Here is a 24,240-nt window from a genome sequence, read left to right as displayed (position 1 = left end):
GCGCCATGTCCCGGATCAAGACGTTCAACCTGCCCGACCTGGGCGAGGGGCTGACCGAGGGCGAGATCCTGGCCTGGCTGGTCAAGGTCGGCGACACGATCGAGCTGAACCAACCGATCGTCGAGGTCGAGACGGCCAAGGCGGCGGTGGAGATCCCGGCGAAGTGGGCCGGGCAGGTGCAGGCGATCCACCACCCGGAGGGCACCACTGTCGAGGTCGGTACGCCGATCATCGCGATCGACACCGACCCGGGCGCCGGCCCGCTGGAGGCGCAGTCGACCACTGCCACGCCCAGCGGCGACCTGCCCACCCCGTCTGCGGCTTCGCTGGCGGCGGTGGAGCTGGCACCGGCCGAGGGCATGGTGGAGCCGGGCCTGATCGGCGGTGCCGCCCCGGGCGGTCGGACGGCGGTGCTGGTCGGCTACGGCCCGCGGACGACAGCCGCGAAGCGCCGCCCCCGCAAGGGCGCGCTGCCCGCGCAGGCCGAGGCGGCTCCCGCCGCCCCCGCTGGGGTCGATCATGGAGTTGTGGTGGGTGACAAATCAGCCGCGACCTCCATGATTCCGGCACCACAAGTCCATGATCGACGCGGCGGGGCGAGCGGCGGGGCGGCTGGCGGGGCGGGCGGCGGGGCCGTGTTGGCCAAGCCGCCGGTGCGTAAGCTTGCCAAGGATCTTGGGGTTGATCTCGGCACGGTTAGCGGGTCGGGGCCGCTGGGCTCGATCACCCGGGAGGACGTACACCGGGCGGTGAGCGGCACCGTCGCGGTGGCGGAACCGATCGCGGCGACTACGGCCCCCAGCTTCGGCGCGGACCGGGAGCAGCGCATCCCGGTCAAGGGGGTCCGCAAGCTCACCGCCGAGAACATGTCCCGCTCGGCGTTCACCGCCCCGCACGTGACGGAGTTCCTGACCGTCGACGTGACCCGGGCGATGAAGGCACTGGACCGGCTGCGCGGCCGGCGGGAGTGGCGCGAGGTACGGGTCTCGCCGCTGCTGCTGGTGGCGAAGGCGGTGCTGCTGGCGGTGCGGCGTCACCCGATGGTCAACTCGACGTGGGCCGGCGACGAGATCGTGGTGAAGGAGTACGTCAACCTCGGCATCGCGGCGGCCACCGAGCGGGGCCTGATCGTGCCGAACATCAAGGACGCCGGCCGACTCTCGCTGCGGGAGTTGGCGGACTCGCTCACCGACCTGGTGCAGACGGCGAAGTCCGGGCGCACCTCGCCGGCGGCCATGTCCGGCGGCACCCTGACCATCACCAACGTCGGCGTGTTCGGCGTGGACACGGGCACTCCGATCCTGCCGCCGGGTGAGTCCGCGATCTTGGCCTTCGGCGCGGTACGGGAGATGCCCTGGGTGCACAAGGGCAAGGTCAAGGTCCGTCAGGTCACCACCCTGGGGCTGAGCTTCGACCACCGGATCATCGACGGTGAGTTGGGCTCGAAGTTCCTGCGCGACATCGGCGACTTCCTCACGGATCCGGAGGCGGCGCTGCTCGCCTGGACCTGATCGTTCGAGACGCCAGCCACGGCCGGTGTGCCACGGGTTAACGCCCGGCACACCGGCCGTGTCGTTTGGGCAACGGAAGCGTTGGCCAGACGGCCTGTTGACCTTCGATTATTAGGCGGGTGTCCCAGCTCACCTAATAATCGATGGAAGTTGGCGGCGTTCTGCTGTTGAATAGACGCATCAGGGGCTGACAACCGAATAGCTAGGGGGACCCACCAATGAGCATGATCGAGCGAATCCGCAACCACCGCGACGCCACCCGCCGCGCCCGTGCCATCGAGCACGCGCTGCGCTCGGCGAACTCGCCGGCAGTTCGCGAGGAAATCCTCGTCATCGCCCAGCGTCACATGAGCTGACGCTCCACGACTCTCCTCACCTCCTCCAGATCGATGGCCCACCCGGCCCGCCGGGTGGGCCATCGGCGTCCCCGGCCACCCGCCACCGGGATTCCGCCCTGCCGCAACGCCCGGTACGGTGGGCTTCGGTCGCCGCCCGCCGACCCGGCAGAGGCCGAGCCAACCGAAACTGCTCGACACCTACCGGATACGGGGAGTGACGACCGGTGCTCCTTGGACGTGCCGTGCCACCACCCGATACCGTGCGGGGAGCCGGCACAGCGGTACGCCGGTGACGCCGGCAGCCATGCCGAGGAGACCGATCGGCACCGGCGAGCCGACATGTGATGGAGGAGGCGCACCCATGACGTCCGAGGGCCCGCACCGCACCGGCCAAGAGCCGGACGAGGTGTCACCGGGCGCCGGCGGACCGGCGCCGTACGGCGACCGCCCGGCGCAGCCGGACAACGGCCACAACGCCACCGGCCCAGACCTGGGCTGGGCGCCCCCGCCACCGGCGCGGCCCGACGCGTCGACGCCGGCATGGGCCACCCAGTCCGAGCAACCACCGGCCCCCGCCTGGGGTGCCGCCGCTGCCCCGCAGCCCAGCGACCCGGCGCAGCCCGCCTGGGGCACCGCCGCCCCGCAGCCCAACGACCCGGCGCAGCCGGCGTGGGCGGCCGGCGGTGGCGCGAGCGAGCCGCCGCAGCAGCAGCCCGGCACCTGGCCCGGCGGCGACAGCGCACCAGCTCCGGCGCAGCCAGCCTGGGCCACACAGCCACAGCAGGGCTGGACGCCGGCTGAGCAGAGCGCGCCGGCACCCACCTGGACCCCGAACACCACCGAGCAGCCCGACTGGGCCCAGCCGCCCGCGCGGGGCGCCGCACAGGTGCCTCCGGCCACCGCTGCCTGGCCCGCCCAGCAGGACCCGGCCAACGCCGGGGGCTGGGGTGGCGCGGCGCAGGCCAACCCGCCTACCGCTGAGTGGCGCGGAGCCGAGCCGCAGCAGCCCGAGTCGCCGCAGGCCGCCAACTGGTCCGGCGGCGCCCAACAGGACGAGGCGTCCGGCAGCGGCGGCTGGCCCGCCAGCGCGGCGGGACGCGACGACCAGCAAGGGTGGACGCCGGCGGAGCAGTCGCCACCGGCCTGGGGCCAGCCCGCCGAACCGGCCAAGCAGCCCGCCCCCGCCTGGGAGCAGGCGGCCCAACCCAACGCGGCCCGTGGCGCGGCCCAGGTGCCGGCCCCAGCGACGAACTGGCCCGGGTCGGACGACCCGGCCCGTTCCGGTGGCTGGGCCGCCCAGCAGCAGGCGCAGCCCCCCGGGTGGGGTGACGGCGACGCACGGCAGGACCAGCCCGCGCAGCCGGCCGCCTGGGGCGAGGCCGAGAGCCGTCCGCAGCAGCCCGACTGGGTGCTGTCGCCACAGGATCAGCCCGCGCCGGCGCAGCAGAGCGGCCTTCCCTCCCGTGCCAGCGCGCCCGGCAGGGATGGTGCGGCCGATGTCGAGCCGTGGGCACCCGGCGAGGTGTGGGGTCGCGCCGAAGCGGAAGCCTCCGCCCAGGCCCGTGGCGGCTGGGAGGCGGACCGGGGCGACGAGGCACCGGCCTACCAACCCGGTCCCGCACCGGGCATCTCACCGGCGAACGCGGTGCCGCTGCCTCCTCAGGAGCAGCGCGTGCCCGGCGCCAGCCTGGCGGCTGCCCCGCCGGCCGACTACGTGCCCCAGGCCCAGTTCGCACCGATCCCCGAGCAGCCCGCGTACCCCGAGCGGGAGACACCGGACGTCGCCGCGCAGTACGAGGCGGACCCGGCCGGTTGGGGCCGCGCCGAGGACGCTCACGCGAGTGGCGCTGTGGTGCCCGCACCGCGTACCTCTCCGGAGGCCGGAGCGGGCCGCGCGGTGGTGCCGGTGGCGGACGCCGAGTCGGCAGCCGGCGCGGCGGCCAAGGCCACGGCGAGCGCTTCGGTGCCGCTGGCCAGCCGGGTGATGCCCCCGACCGACCAGGCCATCCGTCCGACCGGCACGGCCACACCCCAACCCCGGGTGTACGGCCGGCCGGCGCGACCCGAGCCCGACAACGAGCCGGAGCCGGAGGCGTTCCAGGCCGACTCGGGTGCCGAACGTCAGGGTGCACAGGACTGGCAGAACGAGTCCCCGCGCCAGGGCGCACCGGACTGGCAGAACGAGCCGCCCCGCCAGGCCGCACCGGACTGGCAGAACGACTCCCCGCGCCAGGCCGCCCCGGATTGGCAGAACGAGCCGCCGCGGCAGGGCGCACCGGACTGGCAGAACGAGCCGGCGCGGCAGCTCGGCCCCGGCTGGGGCGGTGAGCCCGCCGCCGAGCCGCGCTTCGACGACCGGCAGCCCGCACCGAACGCGTTCGGTGCGGCCCCGCCGCCGCCTCCGGCGTTCCCTCCGGGTGTGCCGTCCTTCGTCGACACGCCGGGCAACAACCGGCCGGTGAACGGCACCCGGCCGCACGGCGGTGCCGAGCGGCCAGCCGACCAGTTCGGCGGCCCACCTGCCGCCGGCACCGCCGCGGTCGGCGGCACATCGACATACGGCACGCCGAACTTCGGCGGACCGGGTTCCGACGGCCCAGGCTTCGGCGGGCCGGCGACCGATTCGGCACCGGGCGGCGGTTTCCCGCCGGCCTTCCCGCCACCGCAGCAGCCCGTGCCGTCCTGGGGCCAGGAGCCCGGCCAGTCGGATCAGGGCCGGTTCGACTCGTTCAAGCCGGACGCCACCGACAGCCCCAAGGCTGAGCTACCGACACCGAAGGTACGCAACGGCCGCGTGCTGGCCGCGGTACTGATCGCCGCCGTGCTCATCCTGGCGGTGCCGCTCGGCCTGCTGCTGCTCCTCGGCAAGGTTGGCAAGGACGACCCAGCGCCGTTCGATCCGGCGGTCGGCAGCTGCGTGAAGCAGTCCGGTCAGGGTGGCGCCTCGGCGGCAACCTGTGGCGAGGCGGGCTCCTTCTCCATCGTCTCCAGGGTGGACGCCAAGGAGAAGTGCACCGACACGACGCAGCCACACGTGGTGCTGCCGGGTAGCGGCGCCAACCGGGTGCTCTGCCTCAAGCCCGCTGGGAAGTAACTCGACCGACGGCGGGGTCACGGGCAACCGTGGCCCCGTCGATGACTACCGAACGCGCAGCTCCGCGCGTCGTCCACACACCATGAAGCGCCCGCCCCGACATCCGGGACGGGCGCTGTTCCCTGCCTATTTCCAAAGCCCGACACGTAGGCCGTCAATCAGGGCCGTGAGCCCGAATGCGAAGTGGGTGGCAAAGCCGGCGTCGGTCAGTGCCGTGCCGGCGGCCGTCAACGCGGGGTAGGTCCCGGGATCCACGACCCTGCGCAGCTCGGCGAAGTCGGCCAGGTCGCCGTCGGCCGCTTGTTCCTCAAGGGTGTGCCCGACGGTGAAGTGCACGATCGAGAACATGGCGCGTGCGGCGTCGTCGGGCGCGAAACCCGCCTTGATGAGCGCCGCGACGGCGGTCTCGGCGAAGCCCAGGGTGTTCGGCCCGATCGAGCGGGTGCCGGCGTAGACGCGGGCACCGTCACGGTGTGCGAGCAGGGAGGCGCGCAGCCGATGGGCGAGCGCCGTGACGGTCTGCGCCCAGTCGGGGCTGTCGGCGACGTCTCCGCATCCGGCGAGCATCCGTTCGGCCATCGCGGTGAGCAGATCCTGCTTGGTGGCAAAGTACCGGTAGAGGGCCCCGGCCTGCGCGTTCAGCGCCTCGGCGAGACGGCGCATGGTCAGCGCGTCCAGTCCGCCCTCGTCCAGCAGGCGCAGCGCCTCGTCGACGGTGCGATCACGGTCGAGCCTGGGCGGCCGACCGCGAGTCGGACCGGATTTCGGTTCGGGGGTTGCCTCGAAGCCCATAGTCAGCACTATAGTGAACGGCGTTCACGTGAACACCGTTCACTAATTTAGGATGGGTTGCTGGATGGATGCCGATGTGATCGTGGTGGGAGCGGGCCCGACCGGGCTGCTGCTCGCCGGTGAACTAGCGCTGGCCGGGGTCCGGGCACGGGTCGTGGAACGGCGCGATGCACCACAGCGCCAGTCCCGTGCGCTCACCCTGCACCCGCGTAGCGTCGAGGTGCTGGACCAGCGCGGGCTGGGCGCCACATTCCTGTCGCACGGTAAGCCCGTGCCCGGATGGCACTTCGCGGGTCTACCGACACGGCTGAACTTCGCCGCGCTGGACAGCCGGCACGGGTACACGCTGTTCCTTGCCCAGGCGCAGACCGAGCGGCTGCTCACCGAGTGGGCGCTCAGCTTGGGCGTACCGATCTCGCGTGGTTCAGCGGTAACCGGGGTTTCCCAGGACACCGGCAGTGTCGCCGTCACGGTCGGCGACACCGTGCTGCGGGCCAAATATGCCGTCGGCTGCGACGGCGGCCGCAGCGTGGTCCGGGAAGCAGCCGGGATCGAGTTTCCCGGAACCGATGAGACCCTTACCGGCATGCTCGGCGACTTCGCCGTCGTCGACGCCTCCGCCCTGGGCCGAGCCGAATCCGGTGGGGTGCTGGCCGTCCCGCTCGGGGACGGGACGACCCGCTTCGTGGCCGTCGACCCACAACGGATGCGGGAGCCGTCGTCAACACCGGTGACGCTCGACGAGTTCCGGGCCTCGCTGCTGCGGTCCTGCGGAACGGATTTCGGGGTCGCCGAGCCCCGCTGGCTGTCCCGGTTCGGCAACGCCACCCGACTCGCCGCGCGATACCGGGCCGGCCGGATCCTGGTGGCCGGCGTCGCTGCGCACATCCATTTCCCGGCGGCCGGGCAGGGTCTCAACACCGGGCTACAGGACGCGGCGAACCTCGGCTGGAAGCTGGCTGCGGCAGTGCACGGGTGGGCACCGGACGGACTGCTCGACACGTACCACGATGAGCGGCATCCGGTCGGTGCCGCCGTCACCGCCAACACCGAGGTGCAGACGTTGCTGCTCGAACTGACGCTCGTCGGGCAGTACAAATCGCCGGCGACCGCCCTGCGTGCGTTGATCGACGATTTGCTCGGCATCGATGTCGTCAACCGACGGATCGCCGGCGCGGTGTCGGCACTCGACACCCGGTACGGCACGTCTGCGGAACCACTAATCGGCGCTCGTATGCCGGACATTGCGCTGACCTCGCACGCCAGCGTCTACGAGCTGCTGCACAGAGGCTCGTTCGTGCTGCTCAGGTTGACCGACGCCGGCCCGGCGACGGCTGAGGTGGCCAGCTGGGCCGACCGGGTTGTCCTCGGGGCAGCCTCGGCCGGAGCGCACCCGGCCCTGGCCGGTGTCACCGAGATCCTCGTCCGCCCGGACGGGCACGTTGCCTGGCTCAGCCGCGACGACCAGCCGGCGAGCGAACGCACCAACGCACTGACCGCCTGGGCGGGCCAGCCCGCGACCAGTTCTTCTGGCAGCTGATGTCCGCCCACAACGGAGCCACGTCGCGAGTGGTGTGCCCTGCGGCCTGGCCGTCTGGATATCCGACCCGCCGCGACGGCGCCCACGAACGCGCAGCTCCGCGCGTCGCCCACACACGATGAAGCGCCCGCCCCGGCATCCGGGACGGGCGCTCTCGTGCGTCTGGGGTCGGTTACGACCGCTCGGCGACCTGGCCGACGAACGCGACCCACGCGGCCGGGGGGAAGGTCAGCGCCGGACCCGCCGGGTCCTTCGAGTCGCGTACCGCGACGACACCTGGAAGGTTGTCGGCAACCTCAACACAGTCGCCGCCGTTGGAGCTGCTGCGGGTGCTCTTGCGCCACCGCGCGTCGGTCAGGTCCATGTTTTCCGCCACTTCCCTTATGAGGGTGATCGACTGCCCATGAGATAGTGCCGCACCGCGAAGGTTCTCCCATGCTGCCATGAGCAGGACCAGATCCGGCGGTTCGGACGCCACCTGGCCGTGAAGTTGGGTGTCGAGATAGCCCGCGGTTCGGTTGTCGGTGCTGGCAGCAATCACCACCTGCCGTCATGGTCGATCGGCGGTCGTTGATCGCCGGCCTCTCTGGGCACCAGCGCGTGCCGATGGCGGCCTGCCTTCGATGTGGGTCGCTGTGTGGCGTTTGGAGGCCGGGCACGGCAGCTTCCCTGCCCGGCCGCCGCCGAGCCCATACCCTGGCACCTGTGAGTGATCAGGGTCCGCAGGACACCGGCGTGGTGAAAACCTGGAATCGCGACGAGGGATGGGGAACTGTCGCCCTCGATCACGTTGGCCTGACGGTCTGGGTGCACTTCAGCCACATCGTCGCCGGGCCGACCGAATACCGGAGCCTTGAACCAGGGCAGCGGGTGCGATGTCACTACGAAATTCCAGGCCAGGACGGCTACCCCGCACGGGCGGTCAAGATCACCATTCTCTGATGCCAGCGGCGCTCGCGCGCAGGTCGCCGCTCTGCTCGCCGCTAAACCGGCGCTCTCCGCCGCTGAGGCCGCCCAGGCGACCGGCCGCCCGCTCCGGTCCGCCTACACCTACCTACAGGAGCTACGCGGGGCCGCTTTGAACGCGTGAGGCGACTCCTACTGAGACGCAAAGAGGCCCCCGACGCGAATGTCAGGGGCCTCTTTGCGATGCTGTCAGGCGACGGGGCTGTGGGCCTTCGCGAAGCTGACGAAGCCCTGCCATGCGGCGGGGCCGAAGGTCAACGTTCCGCCGTCGCGGTCTTTGGTGTCGCGAACGAGCACGACGCCGGGGAGGTTGTCGGCGACCTCCACGCACGCCCCACCGTTCGAGCTGCTGCGGGTGCTCGTGCGCCACTGCGGGGCGCTGGTCAGGTCATCCATGCTCGCGCTCTCATCAGGTCGATGGTCTGGTCTCGCGGGAGCGAAACTGACCTCACGGTATCCCACACCGCCCACAACGGAGCAACGTCATTAGTGATGTGCCCTGCGGCCTGGTCGTCGAGATATCCGACGTCTTCCCCGTCTTTGTCCGTCGCGATGATGAACGGGCCCGCCTGCCCGGGGTGGAAACCCGCCCGCAGCGGCAGCACATGAATCATGACCGTCGGCCGCGCCGCGAGCGCGATCATGTGGTCGAGTTGACCGGCCATCACGTCGGGATCGCCGCGCCGTAGCGCTGCCTCGTCGATGACGAACACGGTCAGCGGCGGCTGTGGGCGGTCGAAGACTGCGGCCTGCCGTTGAAGCCGAGTCTCGACGGAGTCCGCAACGTCGCCGGCCGCTGTCGGGCTGCTGCCGAGCACCGCGCGGGCGTAGTCGGCGGTCTGAAGAAGCCCGGGAAGCACTGACGACTCAAACCAACGCAAGGCGATAGCTTCGCGCTCATGGTCGGCCCACTGGCGGAACCAGTCCGGCTCACGGCGTATGACGTCCGGCCACAACTCGCCGACCTCGCGCCGAAGCAGTTCGGCGACCCGGGTTCGGTACCGGTGCTGCGGAATCCGTCCCGGGTTTGCCCACCGCGCGACGGTCTTTGGATCGGCCCCGGTCTGCGCCGCGAGGCTGTCGGTCGTGTGGCCGGTAGCAGCCATTGCCGCCAGTACCGCTCGATTCATACCGCCCCCATAGTGGTTTGGCAGTTACGTCCTATGTCCATAATCCTACGGGGTGTGTTTGGTAGGCAACCCTCCGCAAGGGTGGGCATACACGACGTGGCCGGCTGAAGCGCAGAGCCGCCGGTCACGTTGTACCGGGGCCGCCCTCTGGTGGGCACTCCACGAGGGCGGCCCCTACCCAGAGCTACGAGCAGGGAGAGTGCGCGTGCCGGACAAGCCACCCGAACCGAAGCCCAATCCGCAGCCTGAGCGGTTGACACCACCACCCGCACCCTGGCCGCCAGGGACCATCGTCCCGGTCGGGCCGTTCCCGGTCCCGCCGGTGGAGCGGCGCGACCGCGTCCCAGCCAGTCGGTGGGTGTCGAGATGATGGGGGAGATGAAGGCCGGCGACCTGGTCCGCCTGACCACCGCGGCGAGCGTGCAGTTCCTTCGCCCGATCAATGTGCGGGTGATTCGCGAGTTCCCCGAGCGATACACCTACGAGGGGTGGGTCTGGATCGAGGCCTACGAGCTGAATGCCGCCGGTGACGCGGTGGCTCGGCGGGAGCTGTTCGTGATGCGCGGTGGGGTGCAGGTTCTGGCGCAGGCCGCACGCACCGCCAGCGAGCCCCGCCGTCCGATTCGCCGCGCCCCGCTGAGGGTCGGCTGATGGTGAGACTTGAGGACCACCTCCCGATCAGGCCCTCCTGGCGCTGCCCTGCCTGCGGCATCCTCTGGCCCTGCTCGGCCGCGAAGCTGCGCCTCCTCGGCGAGTACCGCAACGATCGACCAGGGCTGTTGGCGCACCTGACGAAGGTCCAGGAGGAGGCGGCTGCCGACCTGGCCAAACTCAACCCGGGCACCGCGCTTCCCGACCTGACGCCCCGCTTCGTCGGGTGGGCCGAGGCCCGTTAGCCCCGCCGACTGCCTGAGGTTCGCACGCGACGGCTCCCCGCAACTCGTCCGGAAAGCCCTGAGCGGCCTGTCGTCCGGGTCACGGCGGCGGGGAGCGGGACGCGTGGCAGGCTGGCAGGTATGGGAACGACAGCGCGCGTACGTGCACCCGAACTGCGGGGCCGCCAGTGGCTCAACACGGGTGGACGGAATCTGACCTTGCAGGACCTTCGCGGCAAGATCGTGATCGCGGACTTTTGGACGTTCTGCTGTATCAACTGCCTGCACGTGCTCGACGAGCTGCGCCCGCTGGAGGAGAAGTACGGCGACGTGCTCGTCGTGATCGGCGTGCACTCGCCGAAGTTCGAGCACGAGAAGGACGCTGACGCGCTCGTCGCCGCCGTCGAAAGGTACGGGGTGCACCACCCCGTACTCGACGATCCGGAGATGGACATGTGGCAGCAGTACGCGGCCCGAGCCTGGCCGACCCTCTCGGTGATCGACCCCGAGGGTTACGTGGTGGCCACCATGGCGGGCGAGGGTCACGCCGAAGGGTTGGCCCGCCTGCTCGACGAGCTGATCGCCACCCACGAGGCCAAGGGCACCCTGCACCGGGGTGACGGCCCGTACGTTCCGCCGCCGGCACCGGAGACGGCGCTGCGCTTCCCCGGTAAGGCGGTGCTGCTGCCGACCGGGAACCTGCTGGTCTCGGACTCGGCCCGGCATTCCCTGGTCGAGGTGGCCCCCGACGGCGAGACGCCGGTACGCCGGATCGGCTCGGGCGAGCGGGGCCGGGCCGACGGGCCGGGTGCCGAGGCGACGTTCTCCGAGCCGCAGGGGGTGTGCCTGCTGCCCACGCACGTCGCCGAGGTGGCCGGCTACGACCTGGTGGTGGCCGACACGGTCAACCACCTGCTGCGCGGCGTACGGCTGGAGTCCGGCGAGGTGGTCACCGTGGCCGGCAGCGGCCGGCAGTGGCGTGCCGAGGTCGACGACCACGCCCACGACGCGCTCGCCGTGGATCTCTCCTCGCCGTGGGATCTGGCCTGGTACGACGACAAGCTGATCATCGCGATGGCCGGTATCCACCAGCTCTGGTGGTTCGACCCGATCAAGCGGACCGCCGGCATGTACGCCGGCACCACAGTCGAGGCGCTGCGGGACGGTCCGCTGGCCGAGGCGTGGATGGCGCAGCCGTCGGGGCTGTCCGTCTCCACCGACGGCGCCCGGCTCTGGATCGCCGACAGCGAGACCAGCTCCCTCCGGTACGTCGAGAACGGTGTGCTGGGCACCGCCGTCGGGCAGGGCCTGTTCGACTTCGGGCACGTGGACGGTCCGGCGGAGTCGGCACTCCTGCAACACCCGTTGGGTGTGTGCGCGCTGCCGGACGGTTCGGTGCTGGTCGCGGACACGTACAACGGTGCGGTTCGCCGCTTCGACCCGGTCACCAACCAGGTCTCCACGGTCGCCGACGGGTTGGCGGAGCCGAGCGACCTGGTGCTCACCCCGGCCGGTGAGGTGCTGGTGGTGGAGTCCGCCGCGCACCGGCTGACCCGGCTCGCCCCGGGTGCCCTGTCGGCGGCGGGTGCCAGCACTGTCGACGGGCCCCGGCACCGCACCGAGCGCAAGTCGACAGATGTGGCGGCCGGTGAGGTCACCCTGGACATCGTCTTCACCCCGGCGCCGGGGCAGAAGCTGGACGAGACGTTCGGACCGTCGACCCGACTGGTGGTCTCCGCGTCTCCGCCGGAGCTGCTCGTCGACGGTGCCGGCACGGGCACCGAGCTGTCCCGTCGGCTGGTACTCAACGCCGAGGTCACCGCCGGGGTGTTGCAGGTGACCGCCCAGGCGGCGACCTGCGACGCGGACGTCGAACACGCGGCCTGCCACCTGACCCGGCAGGACTGGGGCGTACCGGTGCGGGTCGTCGACGGCGCCGCGACCCGACTGCCGCTGGTGCTGCGCGGCCTGGACGCCTGAGGTGATCGGAGGGGCCCGGGTGGGCCCCTCCGATCTCACGCGAACGGGGCCAGGGTGATGTCGGCGTCGATCAGGCTGGCGCGGACCAGCTCGGCGGCGGAGACCGCGCCCGGGGTGTCGCCGTGCACGCAGATCGAGTCGACCGAGCAGGGGATGACGGTGCCGTCGACAGCCACCACGCTGCGTTCGGTGGCCATCCGCGCCGCCCGTTCGGCCACCTGCTCCGGGTCGGTGATCACCGCGCCGGGGGTGCCGCGTGGCACCAGTGCCCCGTTGGGCAGGTAGGCGCGGTCGGCGAAGGCCTCCGCGACGACCGGCAGACCCGCGCCGACGGCGAGTTGGGCGAGCGTCGAGCCGGGTAGGCAGAGGATGGGCAGCTCGGGGTCGTAGCCACTGACCGCGGCGACCACCGCCGCCGCCTGGGACTCGTCGGTGCTGGCCGCGTGGTAGAGCGCGCCGTGCGGCTTGAGGTAGCGCACCCGGGTGCGGAACAGCCGGCAGAACGCGTCAAGCGCCCCCAGCTGGTAGGTCACCTCGTCGCGTAGCTCGGCGAAGTCGTACGCGATGTGCCGCCGGCCGAAGCCGGCCAGGTCCCGGTAGCCGACCTGCGCGCCCACGGCGACCCCGCGCCGCGCGGCGCCCTCGCAGACCCGCCGCATGGTGGACGGATCGCCGCCGTGGAAACCGCAGGCGACGTTGGCGGAGGTGACGAGGCTCAGCAGCGCCTCGTCGTCGCCGAGCCGCCAGATACCGAATCCCTCACCCAGGTCAGCGTTGAGGTCCATGGAATCTGACGGTAGTCCCTGGGCGGGCCTGCGCGAGCGCTGTCACGTCGGTGACCACCCCGATGACGGGGTATCCGCCAGTGGTCGGATGATCGGCGAGGAAGATCAGGGGTTGTCCGTCCGCCGGCACCTGCACCGCGCCGAGCACGATGCCCTCGCTTGGCAGTTCGCCGGCCACCGCGCGGGGCAGCGGCACGCCGGCGAGCCGCGCGCCGACCCGGTTGCTCACCGGGCTGACGGTGTACGAGGAGCCGAACAGCCTGTCGAACGCGGCCGGCGTGAACCAGTCCTCGCGCGGGCCCAGGCGCAGCACCAGGTGCAGCTCCGGCGGGGGCGAGGGGCAGACGGTCAGGTCCACCGGCGCGGGTGCCCCGCACGGCTCACCGAGCGGCAGCAGATCGCCGTCACGCAGCGCGGGCGGGCCGAGCCCGGACAGGGTGTCGGTGGCCCGACTACCGAGCACCGGCGACACGTCGACACCGCCCGCCACCGCCAACCAATTCCGTACACCCCGTCGGGCGGGACCGATCCGCAACACCGTCCCCGCCGGCACGCTGAGTGGACGCCCGGTGTCACCGGGCCGATCGCCCGCGTGGACCGTCACCTCGGCACCGGTGACCGCCACCGTGGTGGCCCTGGTCAGCCGCAGTGTGCAGCCGGACAGGGTGATCTCCAGGCCGGCGGCGTGCTCCGGATTGCCGACCAGCCGGTTGGCCAACCGCAGAGCCGCCGGGTCGAGGGCACCGGACCGGGGTACGCCCAGGTGCGCCCAGCCGGGCCGCCCCAGATCCTGCACAGTTGTCAACGCACCGGCGCGGAGCACTTCGACAGCGGCCGAGCGGGTCACACTGCCGCCATCCGGACCAGGGTGCCCGGGCCGAGCCGGGCCGGTGGGTCGGCGTACACGTCGAAGAGGACCAGGTCGGTCCGGCCGACAAGCAACCAGCCGCCGGGAGACGCGCTCGGGTAGATGCCCGCGTACGGCCCGGCCAGCGCGACCGACCCGGCCGGCACCCGGGCACGAGGAGTGGCCAGCCGGGGCAGCGCCAGCTCGGCGGGCAGCCCGGTCAGATAGGGGAACCCGGGGGCGAAACCGCAGAACGCGACCCGGAACCGGGTGCCTGTCAACCGACGCAGCACGGCTGACACTGTCACGCCCCAGTGTTCGGCCACCGCCGGCAGGTCCGGCCCGTCGAACTCGACCGGAACGACCACCTCCGCCCCGCCGCCGCGTCCGTCTGCGGCGGACTCGTCGGCGGCGCGTCTGTCGGTGGCGCGCTCGTCGCCGCGTCCGTCGTCGCCGCGTCCGTCGGCGGCGGTGGCGCGGCTGGTGTGGGGGACATCGGCCGCCCATCGGGTGAGCTGCTCGATCGTGACGGCCGGGTCGGGCAGGCCGTCGAGCAGGACGGTGCTGGCCGCTGGCACGATCTCGACGGCGAGTAGTTCCCCGTCTTCGCGACGCCGCCACAGTTCGGCCCGCCAGGCTTCGACAAGCGTGGCTCCGACAAGCGTGGCTCCGGGAACGTCGGCGGGGGCGGTGCAGTCGAGGAGCAGGGCGTGCGCCCCGACGGTTCGGATCCGCATCCGTTCATCCTCACCGATGTCGTGCCGATACGGAGTTCACGATGACGGTGCCAGGTGTCACCAACACCACTACTTACAAGTAACCTACGGTGTCGTAGCCTAGCTGCGTGAGCACCTCCGCCCCGCTGCGCCTGAAGCCTGTTGACATCGGCAAGCCCCGGATGCGCGGCTGGCTCCACACGTACGCCTTCTTCGTCGCCCTGCTCTGCGGCATCGTGCTCTGCTCGATCGCCGCCACCCGTCCGGGGTGGGCGCCCCTGGTCAGCTGCCTGATCTACAGCCTCACTGTGTGCGGGCTCTTCGGCACCAGTGCGCTCTACCACCGTCGCGTGTGGTCGGAGCGCGGCTACCAGGTGATGCGCCGGATGGACCACTCGATGATCTTCGTGTTCATCGCCGGGACGTACACACCGCTCTGCGTGCTGCTGCTCGCGCCCCGGCCGGCCACCGTGATGCTGGCCCTGGTCTGGGGTGGCGCACTGGCCGGCGTCGCCCTCAAGGTGGTCTGGCCGCACGTGCCGCGCTGGGTGTCCGCGCCGCTCTACCTGGCGCTGGGCTGGGTGGCGGTGGCCATGCTGCCGGAGATCCTGCACGGCGGCGGTGTCGCGGCACTGGTGCTGCTGATCGCCGGTGGCGCCATCTACAGCGCGGGAGCGGTCTTCTACGCGTTGCGCCGACCCAATCCATGGCCGACCGTCTTCGGTCACCACGAGTTCTTCCACGCCTGCACGCTGCTGGCGGCGCTCTGCCACCACATCGCGATCTACTTCGCGCTGCTCGCCTGAACTCCCACCCGACGGCAAACGCGCGAGCCGGGGCCCCGCGACGCTGCGGGGCCCCGGAGTGTGCGGGCGAGGGTCAGACCGGACGGCCCGGGCGACGCACCTCGCGGTACTCCTGCACGACCTGGTCGTCCTGGACCGGCACGACCCGGTCCGCCACCACGCGCTGCTCGCGGACCGGCGCGGCGACCACCGTGCGGCGGCGGCTGCTCCAGAAGTAGAGGGTCGTGATCAGGCCGGCGACACCGGCCAACATCAACACCCAGCCGACCACGGACAGGTCCAGCCAGCCCAGGTCGGCTTCCACGGCGAATGCGAGGATCGCGCCCAACGCGATCAAGAAGATGCTGCCACCAATGCCCATGTCTCGCTCCTCGGCTCTAACCTGGCGTACGACGCGCCGCGGCCGTCGGTAGGGGGTGCGGCATCCATTGACTTACCCCGGCACGGAGATCGCCAATCGGGCAAGCTGAGGGCATGACGGACACCGACCCCGAGACCCGGACACTGGTGTTGCTGCGGCACGCGAAGGCCGAGCAGGGCAACGACGCCGCAGACGATGCCCAGCGCCCACTCAGCGCACGCGGGGAGGCGGATGCGGCAGCGGCCGGCGCCTGGCTGGCGCACCACGGGCTGCTGCCCGACGTGGTGATCTGCTCGACGGCCAGACGCACCCGGCAGACCTGGCACGGGGTGGCGATGGGGATGACCGGTACGCCACCGGAGGGCGGCCCGACCGGTCCTCGCCCGACGGTTCGTTACGAGCCCGGCGCGTACGACGCGCATCCGGAGGAGTTGTTGGCGTTGGTCCGCACTGTCGACCCGGCGGCCCGCACGGCGCTGCTGATTGCCCACAATCCGGGCATCTCGCTGCTCTCGGCTCTCCTCGACCCGGAGGCTGCGCCAGATGACGGTCTGCGGACCGCCGAAGTGGCGGTACACCGAGGCCGGTTCGCCTGGGCGGAGTTGGCTCGGGCGGGAGCGCCGACCACGGCACGGCACACCGCACGCGACTGAGCCACCCGCCGATCAACATGGGTGGCTCAGGGGCACGTGCCGGCTCAGGACGGCGGCGCGGTTGGTGGCGGTGGGTCTGGCGGCGGCGGCATCATCGCCGTCGGATGGGAGAGCCGGTTCTCCTCCACGATGAGGGTCCGGGCCCGCTTGCGTCGGTCCTGCCAGAACCAGACAGTGGTCAGCAGTACGGCCAGCCCGGCCAGGATGAACACCCAGCCGACAGCCCGCACGTCGATCCACCAGACATTGGCCCTCAGTGCGAAGGTCAGGATCGCGCCGATCGCGATGAGAAAAATGCCGCTTCCTACACCCATGTGCGCTGCACTCCCCCGTGCGGTGGCTCTGGGCGTTCCCTTTCGAGGTCACGCGACGGTTACCCGTCACGCCGCCGGCATACCCGGCCAGCCCTGCCGAATACCTGCCCGCCCTCGCCGCGTGCGGGGCGAACCCACCTCTCCGCCGTCCTTTGCTCTGCACCCGCGGAGGCACCAGCTACGGACCGTGAGTGTCGCCTCCGCGGGTGCAGAGCCAGGAGTCGCACGGGGGTGTGGTGGGCGGGAACCGGGCGGCCCGGGGAGGGGAAGCGTGGCCGGCGTCGCCAGCACCACGTTGCGGGTGGCCGGCAGCCCGGGGAGGGGGCAACCCACCCACTCCCGGACGCGGCGACGGCCGGCGGGGCAGATGCCCCACCGGCCGTCGATGTCGGTGCCGCGTGCTGCGACGCGACCCGGGATCGTCAGGCGTGCCGGCTAGAAGGCCTCCTCCGGGAGGTCCATGATGTCGAGGTCGGCACCCTCGATGATCCGCCGGTCGGCGCCGATGCGGGGCAGCACCTCGCGGGCGAAGAAGCGGGCGGCGGCCACCTTGCCGGTGTAGAACGCCTTGTCGCTGGCGGAGACCTCGCCGGCCAACGCCTTCAGCGCCACGTCGGCCTGCCTCTGGAGCAGCCAGCCGACGATCAGGTCGCCGGTCGCCAGCAGGAACCGACGGCTGCTCAGCCCGACCTTGTAGAGCGCGCGGGTGTCACCGCCCTGCGCCTCGCCCAGCCAGCCGGTCAGCACACCGAGGATGTTCTGGATCTCGGCCAGTGCCTTGCCGAGCGCCTGCCGCTCCTCCTTGAGCTGACCGTTGCCGGCCTCGGAGGAGATGAACTCCTGGATCTCACCGGCGACCACCATCAGCGCCTTGCCGTTGTCCCGGACGATCTTGCGGAAGATCAGGTCCAGGCTCTGGATGGCGGTGGTGCCCTCGTACAGGGTGTCGATCTTCGCGTCGCGGACGTACTGCTCCAGCGGGTAGTCCTGGAGGAACCCGGAGCCGCCGAAGGTCTGGAGAGCCTCGTGCCCGAGCATCTCGTACGCCCGCTCCGAACCGACGCCCTTGACCAGCGGCAGCAGCAGGTCGTTGACCCGCTTGGCCAGCTTGGTGGCCTTCTCGTCGCCGGCGGCCTCGGCGATCGCGACCTTGTCCTGCCAGGTGGCGGTGTAGAGAACAAGGGCACGAAGACCCTCGGCGTACGACTTCTGTAGCAGCAGCGAGCGGCGCACGTCCGGGTGGTGGGTGATGGTGACCCGCGGGGCGGTCTTGTCCGCCTGCTGGATCAGGTCGGCGCCCTGCACCCGGCTCTTCGCGTACTCCAGGGCGTTGAGGTAGCCGGTGGAGAGGGTGGCGATGGCCTTGGTGCCGACCAGCATCCGGGCGTACTCGATGATCATGAACATCTGCCGGATGCCGTCGTGCTTGTCACCGAGCAGCCAACCCTTGGCCGGTACGCCGTGCTCGCCGAAGGTCAGCTCACAGGTGTTGGAGACCTTCAGGCCCATCTTGTGCTCGACGTTCGTGGTGTAGACGCCGTTGCGCTCGCCCAGCTCGCCGGTGGTCTCGTCGAAGTGGAACTTCGGCACCACGAAGAGCGACAAGCCCTTGGTGCCCGGGCCGCCGACGCCCTCGACGCCCACCGGGCGGGCCAGCACGTAGTGCACGATGTTGTCGCTCAGGTCGTGCTCGCCCGAGGTGATGAAGCGCTTCACGCCCTCGATGTGCCACGAGCCGTCCGGCTGCTGGGTGGCACGGGCGCGGCCGGCACCGACATCCGAGCCGGCGTCCGGCTCGGTGAGCACCATGGTGGAGCCCCACTGCTTGTCGATGAAGAGCTTGGCCCACGCCTTCTGCCGCTCGGTGCCCTCGACGTGCAGCACGTGCGCGAAGGACGGGCCGGAGGCGTACATCCAGATGGGGGCGTTCGAGCCGAGCACCAGCTCGGCGAGGGCCCACCAGAGGGCGCGCGGCGCGTTGGTGCCGCCCAGCGCCGGCGGAAGGTCGAGCCGCCAGAACTCGGAGTCCATGAATGCCTGGTAGGACTTCTTGAACGACGCCGGCAGCGGCGCGGTGTGCGTGGCCGGGTCGAACACCGGCGGGTTGCGGTCACTGTCGGTGTAGCTGGCGGCCAGGTCCTCGCGCGCGAGGCGGTCCAGCTCGGCGAGGAAGCTGCGGGCGGTGTCGGCGTCGAGGTCCGAGTACGGCTCCTGGCCGAACGACCGGTCGGCACCGAAGACCTCGAACAGGTTGAACTCGAGGTCCCGCAGGTTGCTCTTGTAGTGGGTCATGCTCACTGGCCCCGCTTCCGGACAGGTGTTACCGATCAGTAACCCTGACTGTATTACTCGCGGGTAGGCAGCGACAAGCGGATGACCCAAGTGACGGCGATTACACACAAGCCCGTAACAGCGCCCGGTCAGCCCTCGGCGGCACCAACCTCCCAGCTCGGGACGGCCGCCGCCGCGCCGGTACGGGCACCGACGTACTCCATCAGGACCAGGGCGATGTCGTCGTCGAGCCGGCCGTGGACCCACTCGATCAGAGCGGTCTCCAGTGAGGCCAGCCCGTCGGCGACCGTGCCGTGACCGAGCAGTCGCCAGGCGCGGTCGGCGGTGGGGAAGAATTCGCCATCCCGCCGCGCCTCGCCGAGGCCGTCGGTGAACAGCAGCAGCCGGTCGCCCGGCTCCAGGCGCTCCACCCGGGGGCGGACCACCGGCATGAAACCGAGCGGCGGTGCCGGTGCCGGCGGCTCCAGCGGGATCACCGCGCCCCGGCGCAGCAGCAGCGGCGACGGATGGCCGCAGTTGACGATGGTGAGCGTGCCGCCGCGCTCCTCGACAAGCGCCGCTGTCACGAAGTCCTCGTCGCCGACGTTACGGGCCACCGCGCGGTCCAGGTCGGCGACGACGGCACGCAGGTCGGCCCGCTCGTACGCGACGTGCCGGTAGGAGCCGAGAACGATGCTGGCCAGCCGAACGGCATCCAGGCCCTTGCCGCGCACGTCACCGATGATCATCCGTACGCCGTAGGGCGTGTCGATCGCCTCGTACAGGTCGCCGCCGATCTCGGCAGTGGCGGTGGAGGAGATGTAGCGTCCCGCGACCGAGAGCGTCCCGACCTTCGGCCCGAGCGGACGCAGCACCGCCTGCTGGGCCACCGAGGCGAGCTTGGTCAGCTCGACGATCTGCTCCGTCTGCCGCTGCCGCACCGACGCCATCGCCACCGCCAGGCCGGTGGCGACCGCGACAGTGACAACGTTGACCGGAGTGATCAGTGAAGCCTCCGGCTCGGCCAGTGCGAAGCCGGCCCCGGTCAGGGTCGCCACGACCCCCACCCCCAGCACCACCGGCCAGGACGCCAGGGGTGCGGCCAGCAACGGTACGGCCGACAACAGCGCGACGTAGTGCGCGAAACGGCCGTCCGCCGCCTCCGCCGCCGACACGATCGCGAGCAGGACAAGGGCCGCGCCGAGGCCGGCGCGGGATCCGGGGCTCAGCGGGCGACGGCCCGGCTGGAGGAGTCGCGTGGGTACGACTGACAGTTTGCCTGATCGAAGTGAACCAGTGAATGAACCTGACCCGTCGTCCAGGAAGGTTCTGGCCGGCCGGCCCGGTCGAGCGTCCGAATCGGCGCGACCTGCCCCGGTCAGCCGAGCACCTCGTAGCGGACGGTGAGCGCGCCCACGTCGACCGAGGCGATGCTGGCGAACGCGGCCCGGGAGAGGTCCAGGCAGCGGCCGTCGATGAACGGCCCGCGGTCGTTGATCCGCACCACGACCGACTTGCCGTTGGCCGGGTTGGTCACCCGGACCTTGGTGTTGAATGGCAGCGTCTTGTGCGCGGCGGTCAGCGCGCCGGGGTTGAACGACTCGCCGTTGGCGGTGAGCTGCCCGTCGGAGTAGAACGAGGCGCCACACGAGCCGCTCTCCAGCACCTTCGCTGCCGCGGTGGTCTTCTTCGCGGTCGGCTTCGGCTTCGGCTTCGGCGGCGCGGTACGGGTCTTGCCCCGGGAGGCGGCTTGCTGCGACCGGGTGGCCGACGGGCTGGCGGACACGCTCGGCGAGGCGCTGGCAGCCGGGGAGACGGCCGGGGAACTGGGGATGAGGCTGCTCGCGGCCGTGGTCGGGGTGAGGTCGAGGGTCGCCTGCCCCGACCGGGCGGAGCCGGAGGTCAGCTGAACGGCACCGACAGTGCCGCCGACCGCGAGGGCGACGCCGACCGCCGCGGTGGCCACGATGCCCGCCGGAGAGGAGAAGATGCGGGTACGGGAGTGCTTGGCTGCCACCGGCCCGGTCCTTTCGTCGTCTGAACAAACCGGGTCGGACCGTAACGAGAGAAGCACTTCCGACGTCAACGTGATCATTGCAGTATGCCCGTATTTGCCCGGGTACGTATAGCCGATCATCCGACCCGGGGTGGGCCGGCCGGCCCGGGTGCCGGCACCCCGACCACGGGTGCCGCAGGATGAGCGGATGTCCGCTGAGCTGACCGAACGCCTGGCCACCCTGTTTCGATGGATCGACCCCGGCCCGGACACCAGTCACCTGGTCAGCGACATCTCCGGCTGGTGGCGGGACCCGGCGGTGCTGGCCGAGCTGGGACCGGCCCTTGTCGCGCCGCACCGGGCCGCCCGGCCGACTGTGGTGCTCGCCCCGGCGGTCACCGGGCTGCTGCTCGGTCCGTTGGCCGCGACAGCCCTCGGGGTCGGCTTCGTGGCCGCCCACAAACCCGGCGACGGGCGGTTGCCGGCCGGGCCGCTCACCTGGGCGCAGAGTCCACCTGACTATCGCGGACGGCGGGTCGACCTGGCCGTACGCGACCGGCACCTCGGCCCCGGCGACCGGGTCCTGGTGGTGGACGACTGGGTGCGCACCGGCGCTCAACTCCGCGCCCTGTACGACATCTGCGCGGCGCGCGGCGCCGAGGTGCTGGGCACCGCCGTGGTGGCGGTCGACTGCCCACCCGAGGTCGCGGTCGACCTGCGGATCACCGGCCTGATCGACGCGGCGGACCTGCCAGCGTGACGGCGTATTGCGACGGCATGCGCCATCCTCGCCTAGCCTCGGCAGGATGTGGCCTCGGATCGGTGGACTGCGCAGCCTCGCCCTCGGCACCCCAGGTGAGCTGCGGGCGACCCTCAACACCCTGGTGCTCGCCGGCGTGAAGACCGCGACGGCCGGGCGACTCGCGTACTACGCGGAGGAGGGCGAGGAGTTGGAGCAGGTCGGGGAACGGTTGGCCCTGGTCGACGACGACGATGCGCTGGCCGGCGTCGTGGAGATCACCGGCGTCGAGGTGGTCCGCTTCGCGGACGTGCCGTGGGACTTCGCCCGCGCCGAGGGCGAGGGGGATCGCTCGATCGAGGAGTGGCGGGCCGGGCACTCGGCATACTGGGCGCGGCTCGGCACACCTGTCGAGAGCGACAGCCCGATCGTCTGCCTGCGCTTCCGGCTGGTCTCCGGCGGCGAGGGCGGCGTGGCCAGCGGCGACCTCGGCACCTGAGCGGGCGTGTCCGGCTCAGCCGCGTAGTTCCGGCAGCAACCGCGTCGCCACGTCCACCAGGACGGCCTCGTCGCCGGCGTACCAACTGCTGGCACGCGGCCAGTGCGTCACCACGTCGGTGAAGCCCAGCTCGGCGGCCCGGCCGACCTGGTCGGCGAAGAACTGCGCACTGCTGAGCGAGAAGACCGGTGCGGCGTCCAGGGAGAGATAGCGGTCCAGAGTGGCCGGATCACGGCCGGCCTCGTCCAACGTCCGGTCCATCCGCGCGGACAGTGTCGCCACGCTGTCCCACCAGCCGGCCAGGTCGTTGTCGTCACCGGTGCCGGTGGTCACCCAACCCTGGCCGAAGCGGGCCACCAGCCGCATCGACAGTGGCCCGTTGGCGGCCACCACGAACGGCACCCGGGGTTGCTGCACGCAGCCGGGGTTGTTGCGGGCGTCCACCGCGGCGAACCAGTCACCACGCCAGGTGGTGCCGTCCTCGCGCAGGATCAGATCCAGCAGCTCGACGAACTCGGCGAACCGTTCCACCCGCTGGCGCGGCGGCAGCGTCTCGCCGCCCAGCACCGCCGAGTCGAAACCGATGCCGCCCGCGCCCAGGCCGAGCAGCAGCCGACCGGCGGAGACGTCGTCCACAGTGGTGATCTGCCGGGCGAACGCGGCCGGGTGCCGAAAGTTCGGCGACGCGACGAGGGTGCCCAGCCGGATGCGGGAGGTCACCGTGGCGGCGGCGGTCAGCGTGCCCATCGAGTCGAACCACGGGCCGTCGACGAGGTCCCGCCAGCCCAGGTGGTCGTACGTCCAGGCGTGGTCGAAGCCCCACTCGTCGACCTGCCGCCAGCGACGCTGCGACTCCGCCCACCGCTGGTCCGGCAGGATCACGATGCCAATCCGCATGATCGCCAGCCTAGCCGTGCCTGACGGAGGCGCGCGCCCGTGCTGCGCGGCTCGCGTCCGCGCAGGGCAGCGCGCGGCACTGGCTCCCGCTACCGTTCGGCTGTGGACTTACCGGCGCAGCGGGTCGAGACCGTACGAGCACTTGGCACGGTGTCTCTGGTGGCCGGCTTCATGATCTCGCTCATCACCATGGCGTCCGACTACAACGGGCTTGATCCGCACATCCTCGCCACCTTCCTCATCCTTACCGGCCTCGGTCTGCGGATCGAGGCGGCGATCCGCAACCGGAGGTTGTGACCTCCCCGGCCGGAGCAACAGGTGACGCGCGTCACATCCCGGCCCGGTAGGGGGACTCCCATCGGCTCCGACCCCTCGGTGAACGGCACCCACGGTGAGGTGTCAGCCGAGGAGAGGACCAGGCGCGATGACGAAGGTGACCGCACAGCTATCGGTGTCGATGGACGGCTTCTACGCCGGCCCACAGTTCGACGGGCACGGCAACTGGATGGACTCGGCCGAGAGTGCCGCGTTCTTCCGGGTCACCCGCTGGGCGACCGAGGCGTCGGCGTGGCGCGAACGGCAGGGCTTCGCCGGCGGTGAGCAGGACGCCAACTCCGAGGTCATCGCCGAGTCGTTCAGCGCCGCCGGCGGGTACGTGATGGGGCGCCGGATGGCCGACGGCGGTGAGGTGCCGTGGGGCGACGAGCCGCCGTTCCGCGCGCCGGTCTTCGTCGTCACCCACCGCCCCCGCCAGCCGTTGCTGCGGGGAGGAGGGACCAGCTTCACCTACGTCACCGATGGCGTGGCCAGCGCCGTCGAGCAGGCGCGCGCCGCGGCCGGCGGTAAGGACGTCGCTGTCGCCGGGGGAGGCAGCCTGGTGCGGCAGGTGCTCAGGGCCGGCCTGCTCGACGAGTTGGAGCTGCACGTCGTACCCGTCGTGCTCGGCACCGGTCTCCGGCTGTTCGACGCGGACCTCGACCTCGGCGAGAAGGAGGCGATCGAGCTGACGCCGACCCGGGTCATCCACACACCGCAGGTCACCCACATCCGGTACGCGGTGCGTGGTCGCGCCCCGCTCGTGCTCGACGACCGGGGCAGCGGCGGCGGCCCGACGGTGACCACGAACTGAA

At 71.5% G+C, this 24,240-nt stretch carries 27 protein-coding genes; 14 read left to right on the top strand and 13 right to left on the bottom strand.

All coding sequences use genetic code 11. The features are described from left to right. Positions 1-5 precede the first annotated feature (5 nt). The 3 genes from AB0A95_RS09390 to AB0A95_RS09380 all read left to right on the top strand — a co-directional run bounded on the left by AB0A95_RS09390 (position 6) and on the right by AB0A95_RS09380 (position 4,943). Entirely contained in the window at positions 6-1,511 is a 1,506-nt protein-coding gene (locus AB0A95_RS09390; RefSeq protein WP_357555197.1) for a dihydrolipoamide acetyltransferase family protein, read from the top strand. A 218-nt stretch (positions 1,512-1,729) separates the two neighbouring features. Further along, positions 1,730-1,867: a hypothetical protein gene (locus AB0A95_RS09385; protein ID WP_165435866.1), complete on the top strand. Its 138-nt coding sequence runs from the start codon at positions 1,730-1,732 to the stop codon at positions 1,865-1,867. Positions 1,868-2,210: 343 nt separating this feature from the next. Then, complete coding sequence (locus AB0A95_RS09380; RefSeq protein WP_357555113.1) at positions 2,211-4,943, top strand: hypothetical protein; 2,733 nt, start codon at positions 2,211-2,213, stop codon at positions 4,941-4,943. Positions 4,944-5,069: 126 nt separating this feature from the next. On the opposite strand, the gene AB0A95_RS09375 is transcribed toward AB0A95_RS09380, so the two are convergent. Beyond that, a complete protein-coding gene (locus AB0A95_RS09375) occupies positions 5,070-5,735 on the bottom strand; it encodes a TetR/AcrR family transcriptional regulator C-terminal domain-containing protein (RefSeq protein WP_357555112.1) in 666 nt (221 codons plus the stop codon). Between the two features lie 64 nt (positions 5,736-5,799). Between AB0A95_RS09375 and AB0A95_RS09370 the strand changes: the two genes are divergently transcribed. After that, the gene (locus AB0A95_RS09370; RefSeq protein ID WP_357555111.1) at positions 5,800-7,275 is read left to right on the top strand and encodes an FAD-dependent monooxygenase; all 1,476 of its coding nucleotides are present in this window, start codon (positions 5,800-5,802) and stop codon (positions 7,273-7,275) included. Between the two features lie 172 nt (positions 7,276-7,447). Here AB0A95_RS09370 and AB0A95_RS09365 read toward each other — a convergent pair whose 3' ends face one another. After that, positions 7,448-7,639 (bottom strand): DUF397 domain-containing protein, encoded by a 192-nt coding sequence (locus AB0A95_RS09365; protein ID WP_357555196.1) that lies wholly within the window; start codon positions 7,637-7,639, stop codon positions 7,448-7,450. A gap of 341 nt (positions 7,640-7,980) precedes the next feature. Between AB0A95_RS09365 and AB0A95_RS09360 the strand changes: the two genes are divergently transcribed. Further along, entirely contained in the window at positions 7,981-8,217 is a 237-nt protein-coding gene (locus AB0A95_RS09360; RefSeq protein WP_357555110.1) for a cold shock domain-containing protein, read from the top strand. Positions 8,218-8,430: 213 nt separating this feature from the next. Here the strand turns inward: AB0A95_RS09360 and AB0A95_RS09355 are convergent, their stop codons facing one another. Both AB0A95_RS09355 and AB0A95_RS09350 read right to left on the bottom strand, forming a co-directional pair. Further along, positions 8,431-8,628, bottom strand: a complete 198-nt coding sequence (locus AB0A95_RS09355) for a DUF397 domain-containing protein (protein ID WP_357555194.1) — start codon at positions 8,626-8,628, stop codon at positions 8,431-8,433. Continuing rightward, a complete protein-coding gene (locus AB0A95_RS09350; RefSeq protein WP_357555109.1) occupies positions 8,625-9,371 on the bottom strand; it encodes a DUF5753 domain-containing protein in 747 nt (248 codons plus the stop codon). Before AB0A95_RS09350 ends, AB0A95_RS09355 begins: the two co-directional genes overlap by 4 nt. Before the next feature lie 378 nt (positions 9,372-9,749). On the opposite strand from AB0A95_RS09350, the gene AB0A95_RS09345 reads away from it, so the two are divergent. From AB0A95_RS09345 to AB0A95_RS09335, 3 genes are all read left to right on the top strand, one after another. After that, positions 9,750-10,022: a hypothetical protein gene (locus AB0A95_RS09345; RefSeq protein ID WP_357555108.1), complete on the top strand. Its 273-nt coding sequence runs from the start codon at positions 9,750-9,752 to the stop codon at positions 10,020-10,022. Beyond that, the gene (locus AB0A95_RS09340) at positions 10,022-10,267 is read left to right on the top strand and encodes a flavin reductase (protein WP_357555107.1); all 246 of its coding nucleotides are present in this window, start codon (positions 10,022-10,024) and stop codon (positions 10,265-10,267) included. Before AB0A95_RS09345 ends, AB0A95_RS09340 begins: the two co-directional genes overlap by 1 nt. Positions 10,268-10,387: 120 nt before the next feature. Beyond that, positions 10,388-12,226 carry an NHL domain-containing thioredoxin family protein gene (locus AB0A95_RS09335; protein ID WP_357555106.1) on the top strand — a complete coding sequence of 613 codons (1,839 nt, stop codon included), beginning with the start codon at positions 10,388-10,390 and terminating at the stop codon, positions 12,224-12,226. A 35-nt stretch (positions 12,227-12,261) separates the two neighbouring features. On the opposite strand, the gene AB0A95_RS09330 is transcribed toward AB0A95_RS09335, so the two are convergent. Genes AB0A95_RS09330 through AB0A95_RS09320 form a run of 3 tightly spaced genes read right to left on the bottom strand, consistent with a single transcriptional unit; the run spans position 12,262 to position 14,595 of the window. Continuing rightward, positions 12,262-13,011 carry a 5-oxoprolinase subunit PxpA gene (locus AB0A95_RS09330; RefSeq protein WP_357555105.1) on the bottom strand — a complete coding sequence of 250 codons (750 nt, stop codon included), beginning with the start codon at positions 13,009-13,011 and terminating at the stop codon, positions 12,262-12,264. Next, positions 12,995-13,858: a biotin-dependent carboxyltransferase family protein gene (locus tag AB0A95_RS09325; RefSeq protein WP_357555104.1), complete on the bottom strand. Its 864-nt coding sequence runs from the start codon at positions 13,856-13,858 to the stop codon at positions 12,995-12,997. The genes AB0A95_RS09330 and AB0A95_RS09325 overlap by 17 nt, the downstream gene beginning before the upstream one ends. Further along, positions 13,855-14,595, bottom strand: a complete 741-nt coding sequence (locus tag AB0A95_RS09320) for an allophanate hydrolase subunit 1 (protein WP_357555103.1) — start codon at positions 14,593-14,595, stop codon at positions 13,855-13,857. Before AB0A95_RS09320 ends, AB0A95_RS09325 begins: the two co-directional genes overlap by 4 nt. 107 nt (positions 14,596-14,702) lie before the next feature. Between AB0A95_RS09320 and AB0A95_RS09315 the strand changes: the two genes are divergently transcribed. After that, positions 14,703-15,380, top strand: coding sequence for a hemolysin III family protein (locus tag AB0A95_RS09315; RefSeq protein WP_357555102.1), 678 nt, complete (start codon positions 14,703-14,705; stop codon positions 15,378-15,380). A gap of 73 nt (positions 15,381-15,453) precedes the next feature. Here the strand turns inward: AB0A95_RS09315 and AB0A95_RS09310 are convergent, their stop codons facing one another. Further along, positions 15,454-15,741, bottom strand: a complete 288-nt coding sequence (locus AB0A95_RS09310; RefSeq protein WP_357555101.1) for a DUF6458 family protein — start codon at positions 15,739-15,741, stop codon at positions 15,454-15,456. Positions 15,742-15,854: 113 nt separating this feature from the next. On the opposite strand from AB0A95_RS09310, the gene AB0A95_RS09305 reads away from it, so the two are divergent. After that, on the top strand, positions 15,855-16,394 hold the full coding sequence (locus AB0A95_RS09305; protein ID WP_357555100.1) for a histidine phosphatase family protein: 540 nt from the start codon (positions 15,855-15,857) through the stop codon (positions 16,392-16,394). A 44-nt stretch (positions 16,395-16,438) separates the two neighbouring features. Here AB0A95_RS09305 and AB0A95_RS09300 read toward each other — a convergent pair whose 3' ends face one another. From AB0A95_RS09300 to AB0A95_RS09285, 4 genes are all read right to left on the bottom strand, one after another. Further along, complete coding sequence (locus AB0A95_RS09300; RefSeq protein ID WP_030487564.1) at positions 16,439-16,708, bottom strand: DUF6458 family protein; 270 nt, start codon at positions 16,706-16,708, stop codon at positions 16,439-16,441. A gap of 435 nt (positions 16,709-17,143) precedes the next feature. Further along, entirely contained in the window at positions 17,144-19,000 is a 1,857-nt protein-coding gene (locus AB0A95_RS09295) for an acyl-CoA dehydrogenase (protein WP_357555192.1), read from the bottom strand. Positions 19,001-19,128: 128 nt separating this feature from the next. Beyond that, on the bottom strand, positions 19,129-20,253 hold the full coding sequence (locus tag AB0A95_RS09290) for a PP2C family protein-serine/threonine phosphatase (protein ID WP_357555191.1): 1,125 nt from the start codon (positions 20,251-20,253) through the stop codon (positions 19,129-19,131). A 104-nt stretch (positions 20,254-20,357) separates the two neighbouring features. After that, a complete protein-coding gene (locus AB0A95_RS09285) occupies positions 20,358-20,996 on the bottom strand; it encodes a septal ring lytic transglycosylase RlpA family protein (RefSeq protein ID WP_357555099.1) in 639 nt (212 codons plus the stop codon). 187 nt (positions 20,997-21,183) lie between these two features. Between AB0A95_RS09285 and AB0A95_RS09280 the strand changes: the two genes are divergently transcribed. Both AB0A95_RS09280 and AB0A95_RS09275 read left to right on the top strand, forming a co-directional pair. Continuing rightward, entirely contained in the window at positions 21,184-21,735 is a 552-nt protein-coding gene (locus AB0A95_RS09280) for a phosphoribosyltransferase family protein (RefSeq protein WP_357555098.1), read from the top strand. Between the two features lie 46 nt (positions 21,736-21,781). Continuing rightward, complete coding sequence (locus AB0A95_RS09275) at positions 21,782-22,213, top strand: ASCH domain-containing protein (RefSeq protein WP_357555097.1); 432 nt, start codon at positions 21,782-21,784, stop codon at positions 22,211-22,213. Between the two features lie 15 nt (positions 22,214-22,228). On the opposite strand, the gene AB0A95_RS09270 is transcribed toward AB0A95_RS09275, so the two are convergent. Further along, complete coding sequence (locus AB0A95_RS09270) at positions 22,229-23,110, bottom strand: LLM class flavin-dependent oxidoreductase (RefSeq protein WP_357555096.1); 882 nt, start codon at positions 23,108-23,110, stop codon at positions 22,229-22,231. 102 nt (positions 23,111-23,212) lie between these two features. Between AB0A95_RS09270 and AB0A95_RS09265 the strand changes: the two genes are divergently transcribed. After that, a complete protein-coding gene (locus AB0A95_RS09265) occupies positions 23,213-23,407 on the top strand; it encodes a hypothetical protein (protein ID WP_357555095.1) in 195 nt (64 codons plus the stop codon). A gap of 127 nt (positions 23,408-23,534) precedes the next feature. Further along, positions 23,535-24,239: a dihydrofolate reductase family protein gene (locus tag AB0A95_RS09260; protein ID WP_357555094.1), complete on the top strand. Its 705-nt coding sequence runs from the start codon at positions 23,535-23,537 to the stop codon at positions 24,237-24,239. The last annotated feature ends 1 nt before the right edge of the window (position 24,240 follow it).

The sequence above is a fragment of the Micromonospora sp. NPDC049230 genome (assembly GCF_040647875.1).
Taxonomy (GTDB): Bacteria; Actinomycetota; Actinomycetes; order Mycobacteriales; family Micromonosporaceae; genus Micromonospora.
This window is presented reverse-complemented; position numbering and strand designations above follow the sequence as displayed.

Bases quoted from the DNA above. Each gene is read 5' to 3' on its own strand.
- AB0A95_RS09390 (WP_357555197.1), top strand. From the start codon at position 6: ATGTCCCGGATCAAGACGTTCAACCTGCCCGACCTGGGCGAGGGGCTG.
- AB0A95_RS09385 (WP_165435866.1), top strand. From the start codon at position 1,730: ATGAGCATGATCGAGCGAATCCGCAACCACCGCGACGCCACCCGCCGC.
- AB0A95_RS09380 (WP_357555113.1), top strand. From the start codon at position 2,211: ATGACGTCCGAGGGCCCGCACCGCACCGGCCAAGAGCCGGACGAGGTG.
- AB0A95_RS09375 (WP_357555112.1), bottom strand. From the start codon at position 5,735: ATGGGCTTCGAGGCAACCCCCGAACCGAAATCCGGTCCGACTCGCGGT.
- AB0A95_RS09370 (WP_357555111.1), top strand. From the start codon at position 5,800: ATGGATGCCGATGTGATCGTGGTGGGAGCGGGCCCGACCGGGCTGCTG.
- AB0A95_RS09365 (WP_357555196.1), bottom strand. From the start codon at position 7,639: ATGGACCTGACCGACGCGCGGTGGCGCAAGAGCACCCGCAGCAGCTCC.
- AB0A95_RS09350 (WP_357555109.1), bottom strand. From the start codon at position 9,371: ATGAATCGAGCGGTACTGGCGGCAATGGCTGCTACCGGCCACACGACC.
- AB0A95_RS09345 (WP_357555108.1), top strand. From the start codon at position 9,750: ATGAAGGCCGGCGACCTGGTCCGCCTGACCACCGCGGCGAGCGTGCAG.
- AB0A95_RS09340 (WP_357555107.1), top strand. From the start codon at position 10,022: ATGGTGAGACTTGAGGACCACCTCCCGATCAGGCCCTCCTGGCGCTGC.
- AB0A95_RS09335 (WP_357555106.1), top strand. From the start codon at position 10,388: ATGGGAACGACAGCGCGCGTACGTGCACCCGAACTGCGGGGCCGCCAG.
- AB0A95_RS09330 (WP_357555105.1), bottom strand. From the start codon at position 13,011: ATGGACCTCAACGCTGACCTGGGTGAGGGATTCGGTATCTGGCGGCTC.
- AB0A95_RS09320 (WP_357555103.1), bottom strand. From the start codon at position 14,595: ATGCGGATCCGAACCGTCGGGGCGCACGCCCTGCTCCTCGACTGCACC.
- AB0A95_RS09310 (WP_357555101.1), bottom strand. From the start codon at position 15,741: ATGGGCATTGGTGGCAGCATCTTCTTGATCGCGTTGGGCGCGATCCTC.
- AB0A95_RS09305 (WP_357555100.1), top strand. From the start codon at position 15,855: ATGACGGACACCGACCCCGAGACCCGGACACTGGTGTTGCTGCGGCAC.
- AB0A95_RS09300 (WP_030487564.1), bottom strand. From the start codon at position 16,708: ATGGGTGTAGGAAGCGGCATTTTTCTCATCGCGATCGGCGCGATCCTG.
- AB0A95_RS09295 (WP_357555192.1), bottom strand. From the start codon at position 19,000: ATGACCCACTACAAGAGCAACCTGCGGGACCTCGAGTTCAACCTGTTC.
- AB0A95_RS09280 (WP_357555098.1), top strand. From the start codon at position 21,184: ATGTCCGCTGAGCTGACCGAACGCCTGGCCACCCTGTTTCGATGGATC.
- AB0A95_RS09275 (WP_357555097.1), top strand. From the start codon at position 21,782: ATGTGGCCTCGGATCGGTGGACTGCGCAGCCTCGCCCTCGGCACCCCA.
- AB0A95_RS09270 (WP_357555096.1), bottom strand. From the start codon at position 23,110: ATGCGGATTGGCATCGTGATCCTGCCGGACCAGCGGTGGGCGGAGTCG.
- AB0A95_RS09260 (WP_357555094.1), top strand. From the start codon at position 23,535: ATGACGAAGGTGACCGCACAGCTATCGGTGTCGATGGACGGCTTCTAC.